The 13,455-nt window shown below is 30.4% G+C and carries 11 protein-coding genes; 9 read left to right on the top strand and 2 right to left on the bottom strand.

Translation table 11 applies throughout. The features are described 5' to 3' along the window. Positions 1-6 precede the first annotated feature (6 nt). The 6 genes from bsdE14_RS04115 to pyrG all read left to right on the top strand — a co-directional run bounded on the left by bsdE14_RS04115 (position 7) and on the right by pyrG (position 6,557). Positions 7-1,185: a MalY/PatB family protein gene (locus tag bsdE14_RS04115; protein WP_264848691.1), complete on the top strand. Its 1,179-nt coding sequence runs from the start codon at positions 7-9 to the stop codon at positions 1,183-1,185. A 200-nt stretch (positions 1,186-1,385) separates the two neighbouring features. Beyond that, the gene (locus bsdE14_RS04110) at positions 1,386-2,417 is read left to right on the top strand and encodes a D-alanine--D-alanine ligase family protein (protein WP_264848690.1); all 1,032 of its coding nucleotides are present in this window, start codon (positions 1,386-1,388) and stop codon (positions 2,415-2,417) included. An 18-nt stretch (positions 2,418-2,435) separates the two neighbouring features. Next, complete coding sequence (locus bsdE14_RS04105) at positions 2,436-2,849, top strand: YwiB family protein (RefSeq protein ID WP_264848689.1); 414 nt, start codon at positions 2,436-2,438, stop codon at positions 2,847-2,849. An 18-nt stretch (positions 2,850-2,867) separates the two neighbouring features. Then, positions 2,868-4,238, top strand: coding sequence for a sigma-54 interaction domain-containing protein (locus bsdE14_RS04100; RefSeq protein ID WP_264848688.1), 1,371 nt, complete (start codon positions 2,868-2,870; stop codon positions 4,236-4,238). Between the two features lie 183 nt (positions 4,239-4,421). Further along, positions 4,422-4,730 (top strand): ribose-5-phosphate isomerase, encoded by a 309-nt coding sequence (locus bsdE14_RS04095; protein ID WP_264848687.1) that lies wholly within the window; start codon positions 4,422-4,424, stop codon positions 4,728-4,730. A 225-nt stretch (positions 4,731-4,955) separates the two neighbouring features. Further along, entirely contained in the window at positions 4,956-6,557 is a 1,602-nt protein-coding gene (gene pyrG / locus bsdE14_RS04090) for a CTP synthase (RefSeq protein ID WP_264848686.1), read from the top strand. Between the two features lie 54 nt (positions 6,558-6,611). On the opposite strand, the gene bsdE14_RS04085 is transcribed toward pyrG, so the two are convergent. Together bsdE14_RS04085 and bsdE14_RS04080 are read right to left on the bottom strand one after the other, a co-directional pair. Next, positions 6,612-8,384, bottom strand: a complete 1,773-nt coding sequence (locus tag bsdE14_RS04085; protein WP_264848685.1) for a sensor histidine kinase — start codon at positions 8,382-8,384, stop codon at positions 6,612-6,614. Continuing rightward, entirely contained in the window at positions 8,377-9,969 is a 1,593-nt protein-coding gene (locus tag bsdE14_RS04080) for a response regulator transcription factor (RefSeq protein ID WP_264848684.1), read from the bottom strand. The genes bsdE14_RS04085 and bsdE14_RS04080 overlap by 8 nt, the downstream gene beginning before the upstream one ends. 289 nt (positions 9,970-10,258) lie before the next feature. Here bsdE14_RS04080 and bsdE14_RS04075 point away from each other — a divergent pair, with 289 nt between their 5' ends. The 3 genes from bsdE14_RS04075 (at position 10,259) to bsdE14_RS04065 (ending at position 13,410) form a co-directional block, all read left to right on the top strand. Then, complete coding sequence (locus bsdE14_RS04075; protein WP_264848683.1) at positions 10,259-11,575, top strand: ABC transporter substrate-binding protein; 1,317 nt, start codon at positions 10,259-10,261, stop codon at positions 11,573-11,575. Positions 11,576-11,707: 132 nt separating this feature from the next. Beyond that, entirely contained in the window at positions 11,708-12,595 is an 888-nt protein-coding gene (locus tag bsdE14_RS04070) for a carbohydrate ABC transporter permease (RefSeq protein ID WP_350339555.1), read from the top strand. Beyond that, positions 12,592-13,410 carry a carbohydrate ABC transporter permease gene (locus bsdE14_RS04065; protein WP_264848682.1) on the top strand — a complete coding sequence of 273 codons (819 nt, stop codon included), beginning with the start codon at positions 12,592-12,594 and terminating at the stop codon, positions 13,408-13,410. The genes bsdE14_RS04070 and bsdE14_RS04065 overlap by 4 nt, the downstream gene beginning before the upstream one ends. Positions 13,411-13,455: the final 45 nt, after the last annotated feature.

Raw genomic sequence — 13,455 nt, 5'->3', positions numbered from 1 at the left:
GATGATATGTATAATTTTGATGAAGTTACAGATAGGATAAGTGAAAAGTGCAGAAAATGGAATAGGGAAATTATTGAGAAGAACTTTGGTGATGTACCAAAGGATTATATTCCCATGTGGATAGCAGATATGGATTTTAAAATACCCGGGGAAATGAAAAAGGCCTTTAATGATGCTATTGAAAGAGGTGTATTTGGTTATACCTATTGCTATGAAGAGTTTTATGAGGCTGTTATTGATTGGCAGAAGGAAATGCATGGAGTTGATATTAAAAAGGAATGGATAACACTTTCTTATGGAACAGTATCTACAATACATTATGCTATACAGGCATTTTGTAATGCAGGAGATTATATTATTATGAATACTCCAGTTTATGATCCTTTTGATGCGGCTGCAAGCAGGCAAGGAGTAAACAGAATTTATAATTCTCTACTAGAAGTGAATGGCAGATATGAGATAGATTTTCAAAGCCTTAAATGTCAATTGGAACAGTACAGGCCTAAATTATATCTTTTTTGCTCTCCTCATAACCCCTCGGGAAGAATATGGAGTATTGAAGAGCTAGAAGAGATAGCAAGACTTTGCAAGAAAACTGATACCATATTAGTTGTGGATGAAGTACATGCAGAACATATACACTATGGAAGGTTTAATTCAGTACTAAGGCTTGAGAGCTGTATGAGCAATTTAATTCTTTTATCATCTCCAAACAAAGGCTTTAATTTGGGTGGGCTTAAAACCTCATATTCAGTAATACCAGATGATAGTATACGAATGCTTTTTAGAAAAATGCTTGAAAAAAATTCTATAACTTCTCCTAATGTGTTTGGAATTATTGGACTTATTGCGGCATATAAAGAATGCAGGCAGTGGCTCAAAGAAGTTAATGAGTATATAAAAGGAAATTATGAGCTTTTTGAGAGCTATATAGAAAAAAATATACCTAATTTAAGAGTAATGAAAATGGAGTCTTCATATCTTGTTTGGGTAGATATAAAAAGCACTAAATTGAATTCAGCAGAAGTTACCAGTGTACTTGCTACAAAAGTTGGAGTGCTTGTGGAGAATGGAGCTCATTTTGTTAGTGATGGAGAGGGATATATAAGAGTTAATTTAGGAACACAGAGAAGAAATGTAATTGAAGCCCTAGAAAGAATGAAAAAAGTTCTAGGAGACGAATAAGGGGAAAGAGGCATAGATATATTATGCTTCTTTTTTATATTAAATTTTAAAATGAGAAAGTTATACACTTTTTAGTAATTGTTATTCACATAATTGCTTATAAAAGCTATAAATTAATTATAAGTGGTTGATAATTTCTTTAAAAAAATTTAAACTATTATTTATGGACAATAAACGAAGCATATAAGGAGCGATTATAAATGAAAAAGAAAGTAGCCGTATTATTTGGTGGACAATCAACAGAACATGAAGTTTCAAGAGTATCAGCAGCTTCAGTAATAAGAAATATTGACCAGAAGCAGTTTGATATATATCCTATAGGAATCACTAAGGACGGAAAGTGGTATGAGTATGTTGGAAGTATAGATAATATTGAAAGTGGAGCTTGGGAGAAAGATGAATATTATAAAACGCCTGAAGCACAAAAGTTCTTATTTAATAAAGAGGTTGATATAGTATTTCCTGTGCTGCATGGTCTATATGGTGAAGATGGAACAATTCAAGGACTTTGCAAACTACTAAATCTTCCTTGTGTTGGACCTTCCGTAATGTCATCTGCAGTTTGTATGGATAAAGTGTATACTAAATACCTTTTAGAGAACTTTGATATAAAGCAAGCTGAGTATGTTGTTGTAAATTTACATGAATATAAAGATGATGAAAAAAGGATAATAGATACTATAGAAAAGAAATTAAATTATCCTGTTTTCATAAAACCATCTAACAGTGGATCTTCAGTTGGAATAACAAAGGCACATAACAGAGAAGAGCTAGTTAATGGATTAATTATGGCATTAAAATATGATAGAAAGGTATTAGTTGAGAGAGCTATAAATGCAAGAGAAATAGAAGTTGCAGTATTAGGCAATGATTATCCAAAGGCTTCAATACCTGGGGAAATAATACCCGCAAAGGAATTTTATGATTATGAAGCTAAGTATCAAAATGAAGCATCAAAGTTATTAATTCCAGCAGCCTTAAGTAATGAAAAATTAGAGGATGTTAAAAAGTTAGCTGTAAAAATATATAGTATATTGGATTGTGCAGGTATGGCCAGAGTTGATTTCTTAGTAGATAAGGATACCGAGGAAGTATATCTAAATGAGGTAAATACAATACCAGGCTTTACTAAAATAAGTATGTATCCAAAGATGTGGGAGGCATCTGGAATTCCATATACAGAACTTATCAATAATCTTATTGAACTTGCTGTAGAGAGAAATAACAATTAGTCTATTGGAGTGATAAAGATGAATAAAAAAGCTATTATATCTGTTTCCAGCAAACAACCAAGTGGTGAGGAAGAGGCAATTGAAGTAGTGACTCCAGGAGAATTTTATAAAGAAGGCAATTTTTATTATGCTATCTATAATGAAACAGAGTTATCTGGGATGGAAGGAACAGAAACTACATTGAAAATTTCAGAGGATGTAATGTATTTAAAGCGTGAGGGCACTACTAATACTGAAATGGAGTTTAGACCAAATACAGAAAATGTGAATTTATATAATACACCTTATGGAACATTAGAACTAAAAACAAAAACTAAAGGGCTTCAGGTTGAAATGAAGGATGACGGAGGAGATGTAATGGTGGATTACAGTCTCAGTATTTCAGGTCAGCCAAGTCAAAATACAATACTCAATATAAATATTAAAATTTAGTATGTATGAGGATGAGTTATGTTTGGTGAGATCACTTATGATATTTTTGATAAGCTTGAAGAAGGCATATTTATTGTAGATAAAGAAGGTATAATAGTTTTTATGAATGTAAAGGCTAGTGAAATTGAACGAATTGATAGAGATGCTGCTGTTGGAAAGTATCTTTTAGATCTATATCCAACACTTTCAGAGAAAACTAGTACTCTTTTAAAAGTTTTAAAGTATAGAGAGCCAATAAGTGACACTATTCAAACTTATAGAAATTATAAGGGTGAAGAATTAACTACAGTTAATTCTTCACATCCAATCTATGATGGGAAAAAGCTTATAGGTGCTATGGAAATTATGAAGGATGTAACAAGCATAAAGAAGCTTTCTGAAGAAGTTATAGAATTAAAAGAGGAAATTCATCATGTAAAGACTGCAAAACCTAACAAAGGGACAGCTAAATATGATTTTATTGACATAATAGGGAAAAGTGAAGAACTTCTAAAATGCAAGGAAAAAGCAGCTAAGGCTGGAAATACAACCTCTCCTATTTTGATTTATGGGGAGACAGGTACAGGAAAAGAATTATTTGTACAGGCTATTCATAATAATTCAAATAGAAGGAATATGCCATTTATTGCTCAAAATTGTGCTGCTATACCATCGACTTTACTGGAAGGTATATTGTTTGGTACTTCTAAAGGAAGTTTTACTGGTGCTGAAGACAAAAGGGGCTTGCTTGAACTTGCTAATGGCGGGACTTTTTATTTAGATGAATTAAATTCCATGCCTTTAGAGCTTCAAGCAAAACTTCTAAGAGTAATTCAAGAGGGTGCTTTACGAAGAGTAGGTGATAACCAGTTAAGAAAGATTGATATAAGAATTATCGCCTCTGTAAATGAACCTCCTGAAGAGTTATTAAATTCTAATACTATTAGAAGAGATTTATATTATAGGCTTAATGTTGTAAGAATTGATATTCCTCCGCTTAGAAAGAGAAAAGAGGATATTCCTGTTTTAGTAAATCATTTTATAAATAAATTTAATAATAAGTTCCATGCTAAAGTACAGGGAATTACAAAGTTAGCTTTAGATATGATAATAACTGGTGAATGGCAGGGAAATATTAGAGAACTTGAAAATTATATTGAAGGCATTTTTAATAGAAGGGCTGCTGGTTTTATTGATATAGAAGATTTAGATGAAATGAACCTCCAGGAAGTAAACCTAAATAAAATAATTCCATTAAAAGAAAAACTAAATGAGCTTGAAGAAAGTTATATAAAAGAAGCTTTAGTAATAACACAAAACAATATTTCAAAGGCAGCAAAGCTGTTAGATATTCCAAGACAGACATTGCAATATAAAATAAAAAAGCTTCAGGAGAAGAAGTTAGATTAAAAGCGGCTAGACTAATGAACGGCACTTATCAATGTTGAAATTGATGTGTGCCGTTCAAATTCTATACCGCTTTTTATTTTAACTAGTTTAAGTGTGTTAATATTTGACAATAATTAAACTAAATAAATATGTTAAAGTCTAATAATCTTTATGATACTAGACGAAGTATAGGGAGAGGTAATTATGTCTGATAATCTTGGTATAAAAGAGGATAAATATGAAAAAATTATAGAGGTAATATGTTCTTATAAAAATATTAAAAGAGAAGAACTTTTTCAGATATTGAAGGATAGGGAATCCAAATATCTTATGTTTTTACTTATGAAAAAGTACAAATGTGCAGATATTGAAAGGCTTCATAAAGATTTTTTTATTGGAAGTAAAAAAAGTATAAGCTATAGCCTGAAAAAAGCTGAGGAAAAGTTTTTTATTAACAGAGATTTTAGAGAAAAGTATTTTGAAGCGGAAGATATAGTTAATAGGACAGGATAAAAATATTTTCGACAAAAAACAAAAAAAGGTATGGCATAATTATAAAAGTTATGCTATTATATAAAGTATGTTTTTGAACACAAAAATGCCATTTTATTTTATAGGGTAATTTCTATTATAATAATTTTATTTTTCTTTGTCAACACTTTTTGTTCAAAATAATTGGAAAATATATCATAGAGGGGGTGAAAACTGCTCTAAATTAATATTTAGAGTGGGAATTTCATGAGTACAAAATATATATTCGTTACTGGAGGAGTAGTATCCTCATTAGGAAAAGGTATTACAGCAGCTTCATTAGGAAGATTATTAAAGAATAGAGGCCTTAAAGTGTCTATTCAAAAGTTTGACCCCTACCTAAACGTGGATCCAGGAACAATGAGCCCATATCAGCATGGAGAAGTTTTTGTAACTGATGATGGAGCAGAAACTGATTTGGATTTAGGACACTATGAAAGATTTATTGATGAGAACCTAAGTAAAAATAGCAATGTTACAACTGGAAAGGTGTATTGGTCAGTAATATCAAAGGAAAGAAAAGGGGAATATCTTGGAGGTACAGTTCAAGTAATTCCGCATATAACTAATGAAATAAAAGCTAGAGTTTATAGAGTAGCTAAGGAAAGAGACGTTGATGTGGTTATCACTGAAATAGGTGGTACTGTAGGAGATATAGAATCTCAACCATTCCTTGAAGCAATTAGACAGATAAAGTATGAAGTAGGAAGAGAAAATGTTTGCTTTATACATGTTACCCTAGTTCCTTATCTAGGAAAGGCAGGAGAACTTAAAACTAAACCAACCCAGCACTCTGTTAAAGAACTAAGAAGCATAGGTATACAACCTGATATAATTGTATGCCGTTCAGAAAAGCCGCTTTCAGATGACTTAAAGAGTAAAATAGGACTTTTCTGTAATATAGATGGAAGATCAGTAATTCAAAACTTGGATGCAGAAAATTTATACGAAGTACCATTAATGCTTCATGAAGAAGGCTTAGATACATTAGTATGTGAAAAAATGGAACTAAATTGCAGTCATATTGATAACACTGAATGGATAAGCATGGTAAATAAACTAAAGAATTTATCTAAAAAAACCACTATAGCATTAGTTGGTAAGTATGTGGAACTTCATGATGCATATATTTCAGTAGTTGAAGCATTGAATCACGGTGGACTTTCAAATGATTCTAATGTAGAGATAAAGTGGATTAATGCTATGGATGTAAATGAAGCAAATGTATCCGAGTTGCTAAAGGATGCAGATGGAATTCTTGTACCAGGCGGTTTTGGGGATAGAGGAGTAGAAGGAAAGATAGAAGCTATTAAATATGCAAGAGAAAATAAAGTGCCTTTCCTTGGAATATGCCTTGGAATGCAGTGTGCTGTAATAGAATATTCAAGAAATGTGATTGGATACAAGGAAGCAAATAGTTCAGAAATTAATCCAGAAACTAAATATCCTGTAATAGACTTAATGCCAGAACAAAAGGATATTGATGAAATGGGCGGAACTATGAGACTAGGATTATATCCATGTAAACTGACAAAAGGTTCAAAGGCTGAGGAAGCTTATGGAGATGAATTAGTTTATGAGAGACACAGACATAGATATGAGTACAATAATGAATTTAGAAAACCTCTAACAGATGCAGGTTTAATAATTACTGGAACTAGCCCAGATGGAAGATTAGTGGAAATAGTTGAGCTTAAGGACCATCCTTGGTTTGTAGCTGCACAATTCCATCCAGAATTAAAGTCTAGACCCAATAGACCTCACCCACTATTTAGAGAATTTGTAAAAGCTGCTCAAGAAAATAAATAAAAGTATAGTAAACCGCTCTATAGGAATATAGAGCGGCTTTTATTTCAGAACTATTTATTTAATTAAAGGTAAAGTAACATTTATAGTGGTTCCTGCACCTAACTCACTTTTAATAATAACACCATAACCGTTACCATAGAGCAGTTTAATTCTGTCATCAACATTCTTAATCCCTATTCCTGTAAAATGCTTGTTTTTAGATGAACCGGAATTATATAGTTTTGATATTTGTTCTTCATCCATACCTAACCCGTTATCTACAATTTCACAAAATAAAGTATTATTTTTTTCTGAAATAAAAACATGTATACGACCTTCTTTATCACCAGTGAAGGCATGAAAAAAAGCATTTTCAATAAATGGCTGTAAAATGAGTTTAGGTAATCTATAATTTAAACATTGAGGAAGCACGTGAAAGTTGACTTTTATATTTTCTCCATATCTGGTTTCATTGATATAGACATAGTTTTTTAGATTTTCGATTTCTTGTTCTACAGTAATAGTCTCATTTTTATCACTTATAGTATTTTGCAGCAAGGATATAAATGCGTTTATATTTTCACTAGCTTTTTCCTTATCACCCATCATAACTAACCATTTAATAGAGGCAAGGGTATTGTATATAAAATGTGGATTGATCTGCATTTGAAGAGCGGATAATTCCGTTTCCCTTTGTTTTTTTTGTGCTACTAAAAGTTTTTCAATATAATTATTCAAATCGTCCAGCATAAAATTGAATGACTTGCTTAATTTTTCGATTTCATAGCCGCCTTGCAAATTAATATGATTTTTAAAATTACCTTCAGTTACTTTTGCCATTTCTTTTACAAGCTTCCTTAAAGGATTCGTAGTCTTCCTTGTAATTATAAATAGAATAATTAGCGATATGGTTATTATTATACTGCAACTTAATACAATTTGATTTACATTATACATTTCATCTAGTGCTGTTTTTGTATCAATGCGGTTAACTAGGTAAAAGTCATATATTGGCATATAATCAGCTAATATAGTATAGTTTATTTTATTGTACTTAATATTCATATATTTAACTTTATCATTATTAATTTTTTTTGCTGAATTAAGCAAAGTCTCATCTTTTGTACCTATTAGGTCTTTTCTATTAGAAGATACAATAGTACCTTCAGAGGATATCATAAAAATGTCGTTTCCTTTAGTAGGAAAATTAGAATAAAGCTTACTGAATACATTCTCATTTATGAGTATATAAAGTATACCGAAGGGCTGCTTTGTACTTCCATTACTTAGTAATTTTGTAGCTATAATTACATTGCTTTGATCTGTAGAACTAGTAAAGCCTATACTATTGTATTGAAATAAAAGCTTATTAGGATTTTTTAAGGTGTTTTTTGTTATAGCATCTTCTTTAATATCTTCTTTGGATCTAGTCAATATAGCGGTAGTTCTTATATACGAAGCATTATTTGTACCAATTGCTAAAAATTCGATATCTGTAGGCTTTAGAACTTCTTCAATAGGTTTTATGTGCTGCTTTAGATTATATAGAATGTTAGTCTGTTCTAGTATATCAGGGGTGTTTTTACTAAGATAATCCCTAAAAGCCCAACTATTATTGATGGTATTCATCACTGTTGTGATTTTATTATTCAAATCTTCAGAGTTATTTTGAATTTGTTTTAGAATTTTTGAATTTGTGATACTAAAGTTATTAATGAATATGGTCTTTGTAATTTTCATTATTGAAAAAGCTGTAATAACAGAGATTGTTACACTGCTGATAAGTATAATTGCTGTTAATTTAAAAAAAAGACTTAAGGATTTTAATTTTTTAATTAATTTATTCATAATGTCCTCTTGTTCCACTAGTAATATTTCTTCTGAATTTACTAGGAGTAGTCTTTGTGAATTTTTTGAATACCTTGGAAAAATAACTTGGATCTGTGTATCCTACCATAAAGCTTATCTCTGAAACGGGGATATCTATATTCCTTAAGAGTTCTAAAGCTTTTTCTACACGAATTTTATTAAGGTATTCAGAAAACCCCTCAGGAATATGAGAGCCAAAATATGATGATAAATAATAATAATTAAAATGGAATTCGTCAGCAATTTCTTTTAAGGAAATTTGTTCCTTATAGTGATTTGAAATATACTGCAGTATTCGGTTCATTATTTTATCGCTCTTTGGAATTGAGTTATTATATAATAATCGAATTATTTCTTGTTCAATATTATCTAAAAGTAATAAAAGTTCGTTTGTACTGGTAGTTTCATCAATCATTTGAAAATACTCTATTTTTGAATTATTCATTGCTTCCACATTAAAATTAAGTTCTTCTAGTATGTTTATTATGTTATATAGGGCATTTTGAAAAAGGGTTTTTAACTCTAATTCATTTAAAGAGCACGTTTTTATGCAATTTGATATATACCTTTTTAAGTAATCAATAGCAGCAGGTATATTAAGCATGTAAATCTGATCAGAATAATACTTAAAATCAAATTTAACCTTATAATTATCCTTAGGTAAATCTTCATAAGAAAGCAGCTTTTTATCCTTGAAAAAAAACTTATATAAAAAAATAGGTTTTAAACTTTGATTATAGTTATCTTGAAGTAAGCCTATGGAATTAAAGACGTCACCTAAGGCGTAATAAATATCTGAATATCTAGATGAAACATAAGTAATCATATTCTCTATGTTTCTAATTATTTCTGGATAACTTTCCTTTTGAAAATTAATAATAATCAAGTAAATGTCTTTATAGATATCGATTTCATAAAAGACGAAATCCTTTAAATAATTTTTCACAGCTTTACGTAAGTAAGTTTTTAGGCTTAAAACACTTATAGAATTTTTTTCAGCCAAATTTTTTATATTACTACCCATAAGCATAAAGCTTTCATTGGGGAAAAATTCAGAGGCTTCTGAAGAAGTTAAGGAAATATTAAAGCCTGAAATAAGCTTACTGAGCTCATTATTTATATTTAAGGCGTTACTTCCATCAGTTAAAAGCTCTAGATTTGGAATTTTACTAACAATATTCTTTAGAAGCTTTATAACTTCTTCGGGATTTAGCTTTGGTTTTAATATATAGTCATTTATACCAAGCTTAAAGGCCTCCTTTACATAGTCAAAATCACTATATCCGCTTAAAATTATGATTTGAATGTCAGGATATGTGTTCTTCACCGCATTAACTAAGGCTATACCATCCATAACAGGCATAACTATATCACAAATTATTATATGTGGCTTCAGAGTTTCAATTAAATCTAATGCTTCTTTTCCATTTGAGGCTTCTCCAACTATTTCAAAACCTTCTTTTTTCCAGTCAACAAGATGCTTTATACCCTGTCTTAAGAGATATTCATCATCGACTATTAAAATTTTACATAGATTGTCCATCAATACCAAATCCTTTAACATTAATAGAATAATATATTGGATATAATTAATTTTAATTATTTTATATTAATTATAGAAGAATAGCTATACAATTTCAAATGCAAATAGCTAAAAAGAGCATAGATATAAAATATATTAAAAAATTACCAAAATACAAAAAAAGTACAAAATTATTATTTTGTCTTATAAATATTTATGTTAAACTTACACAAGTTTATAGCAATATAATCATATTAGTTTTTTGAAATTTCAGATAAAATGAGTATAGAAACGTAAGTAAACGTTTAAAAAAGTTTTAGGGGGAAATAAAATGAAGGCAAAAAAAATAATGGCTCTTGTTTTAAGTGCAGTATTAGTTGTAGGTCTATCAGCATGCTCTAAGAGTAATAGTACTTCGAATTCTAACGCTAATACATCACAAAGTTCAAAAAAGAAGTTAACAATTTGGGCATGGGATGGAAGCTTCAATATTGTAGCAGCAAATGAAGCAAAGAAAATTTATCAAAAAGATCATCCAGATGTTGAAGTTGATGTAGTAGAGATGGCTCAAAATGACATAGTTCAAAAATTAAACACTAACCTAAGTGCAAACTCAAAAGAAGGTTTACCTAATATAGTACTTATAGAGGATTATAGAGCACAGAATTATTTAACAGCTTATGCAGATTCCTTTAAGAGTATTTCTGATAAGGTTAAGGCACAGGACTTTATGGACTATAAAGTAAAGGTATGTAGTTCAAATGGAAAGTTATATGGACTTCCTTTTGACAGCGGAGTAACAGCATTATTCTATAGAACAGATTTAATTGAACAAGCTGGATATAAGAAAGAAGATATGAATAACTTAACCTGGGATAAGTTTATAGAGATTGGTAAAGCAGTTAAGGCGAAGACAGGAAAATCAATGCTAACTTTAGACCCAAGCGATTTAGGATTAATAAGAGTAATGATGCAATCAGCTGGTTCATGGTATGTAAAAGAAGATGGTAAGACTATAAATATAGCCGATAATCAAGCTTTAAAGGAATCAATAAAAACATGGAAAAATCTTATGAGTGCAGGTATTGTTAAGCCAATTACAGGCTGGGATAACTTTGTTTCAGCGTTCCAAAAAGGTGATGTAGCTTCTGTTCCAACAGGATGCTGGATTTCAAGCTCAGTTATGAAAGCACAGGATCAAAGCGGAAAATGGGCGGTAACCTCAATACCAAAATTAGGGTCTGTTTCAAGTTCAGTTAATGCTTCAAATCTTGGTGGTTCAAGCTGGTATGTATTAGATAAAGTTGGAGATTCAGACTTAGCAGTAGATTTCCTTGCTAAGACCTTTGGAAGCAGTACAGATCTTATGAATACATTATCAGATAAAATTAATCTTGTAAGTACATTAAAAGCAGCTTCAAGTACTGAAAACTATAAAAAGCCAAATGCATTCTATGGCGGACAAGTAGTATTACAAGACTTTTCAAATTGGTCAGCAAAAATACCAGCTGTTAATTATGGTTCAAGCACATACAGCATTGAAGATATAATGACTGGAGCTGTACAAAATATAGTTAGTAAAAATGCAGATTTAGATTCAACACTAAAAGATGCTCAAAAACAAGCAGAAGCTGCAGTAGGAAAATAAATTAAATATTAATAAAGTAAATCGCTATTTGACTATAAAATTATTTAACTGCAACAGTAATGCTTCGTGTCAAACAGCGATTTACTATTAAATTACAGGTATATTTCATAAGTAATAGGAGGGATAGACACTTTGAGTAGTAAAAAAGGTGCTTTAAGCAGAAGAAATGATATTTTAGGCTGGTCTTTTACTATCCTAAGTATTGTAGCAATATTTGTGTTTGTATTTTATCCCATGATACAAGCTTTTATCATTTCCTTAAAATCCGGTGCGGGAAGTAATCTGCACTATGTAGGAATTAGTAATTATAAGAGGCTATTTATAGATGAAACCTTTAAAAAGGCTGTTTTTAATACTTTGATATATTTAATAGTTCAAGTTCCAATTATGATTTTGTTAGCACTCTTTATATCTGTATTATTAAATGATAAAAATCTAAAAGCTAAAGGATTATTCAGAACAGCCATATTTTTACCGTGCATAACATCACTAGTAGCTTATTCTGTCATATTTAAAAGCTTATTTGCTAATGATGGGCTCATGAATAAGATTCTATTGAATATACATTTGGTTTCAGAACCAATAAAGTGGATGACTAGTCCTTTATGGGCGAAGGTTACTATTATAATAGCAATAACTTGGCGTTGGACAGGTTATAATATGATATTTTATTTAGCAGGACTACAGAATATCGATCCCTCTGTGTATGAAGCTGCTAAGATAGATGGAGCTTCAGCTGCTAAGCAATTTTTTAATATCACTGTTCCTCTATTAAAGCCTATTATTTTATTTACAACTATTACTTCAACTTCAGGTACTCTGCAGTTATTTGATGAAGTAATGAATATAACAGGAGGAGGACCTGGTAATGCCTCAACATCTATTTCACAATATATATACAATCTGAGCTTTAAATATACTCCTAACTTTGGGTATGCTGCAGCTGTTTCCTATTCAATAGTTGCTATGATTGTTATATTATCACTAATTCAATTTAAGGTGGCAGGTGATAATAAATGAAAAAGACTATAAATATACTTAAATACTTATTTTTAATAGTAGCATCATTTTTTTCAATATTTCCATTTATATGGATGCTTATAAGTATGACAAATAAATCTGTAGAAGTTACAAGGGGATCCTTTATACCTGGCACATATTTGTTTGAAAATGTTAAAAATTTATTTTCTAATAATTTGAACTTCGCAAGTTCCTTGGGGAATTCTGCAAAGATTGCGTTAATAACAACAGTGTTGTCACTTATAATATCCTCTTTAGCGGGATATGGTTTTGAGATATATAGAAGCAAGACTAGAGATTTAATATTCAATATATTATTATTATCTATGATGGTTCCTTTTGCTTCATTAATGGTACCGTTGTTTAGAATGTTTAGTCATTTTAAGATTTTTGGGCTTAATACAACTGCTTCGGTAATAATTCCTAGCTTATCAACTGCGTTTATGATATTCTTTTTTAGACAAAATGCTAAGGCATTTCCTAAGGATATATTAGAAGCAGGGCGTATTGACGGCCTTAATGAGCTCCAAATTTTCATAAAGATTTTTGTACCAACAATGAAATCTACCTATGCAGCTGCTGCTATAATTACTTTCATGAGTAGCTGGAATAATTATATGTGGCCTCTTATTACATTACAAACTGCAAGTAAAAGAACTGCTCCGCTTATAATTTCAACTATGAGTTCATCCTATACTCCAGATTATGGTATGATAATGGCTGGAATTGTAATAACAACACTTCCAACTGCACTGGTTTTCTTCTTAATGCAAAAGCAGTTTGTTGAAGGAATGCTAGGTTCTGTTAAAGGATAAAATTTTACTAACATATATAATAAAACGTTTAGTAAGAGTTAGTAG

Source organism: Clostridium omnivorum, assembly GCF_026012015.1.
GTDB lineage: Bacteria > Bacillota > Clostridia > Clostridiales > Clostridiaceae > Clostridium_AX > Clostridium_AX omnivorum.
The sequence above is the reverse complement of the archived record's forward strand: the minus strand, read 5'-3'. Positions and strand labels throughout refer to the sequence as shown.

Coding starts and splice junctions, on each gene's coding strand:
- bsdE14_RS04115 (WP_264848691.1), top strand. CDS start 7: ATGTATAATTTTGATGAAGTTACAGATAGGATAAGTGAAAAGTGCAGA.
- bsdE14_RS04100 (WP_264848688.1), top strand. CDS start 2,868: ATGTTTGGTGAGATCACTTATGATATTTTTGATAAGCTTGAAGAAGGC.
- bsdE14_RS04080 (WP_264848684.1), bottom strand. CDS start 9,969: ATGTTAAAGGATTTGGTATTGATGGACAATCTATGTAAAATTTTAATA.
- pyrG (WP_264848686.1), top strand. CDS start 4,956: ATGAGTACAAAATATATATTCGTTACTGGAGGAGTAGTATCCTCATTA.
- bsdE14_RS04075 (WP_264848683.1), top strand. CDS start 10,259: ATGAAGGCAAAAAAAATAATGGCTCTTGTTTTAAGTGCAGTATTAGTT.
- bsdE14_RS04085 (WP_264848685.1), bottom strand. CDS start 8,384: ATGAATAAATTAATTAAAAAATTAAAATCCTTAAGTCTTTTTTTTAAA.
- bsdE14_RS04110 (WP_264848690.1), top strand. CDS start 1,386: ATGAAAAAGAAAGTAGCCGTATTATTTGGTGGACAATCAACAGAACAT.
- bsdE14_RS04095 (WP_264848687.1), top strand. CDS start 4,422: ATGTCTGATAATCTTGGTATAAAAGAGGATAAATATGAAAAAATTATA.
- bsdE14_RS04105 (WP_264848689.1), top strand. CDS start 2,436: ATGAATAAAAAAGCTATTATATCTGTTTCCAGCAAACAACCAAGTGGT.
- bsdE14_RS04065 (WP_264848682.1), top strand. CDS start 12,592: ATGAAAAAGACTATAAATATACTTAAATACTTATTTTTAATAGTAGCA.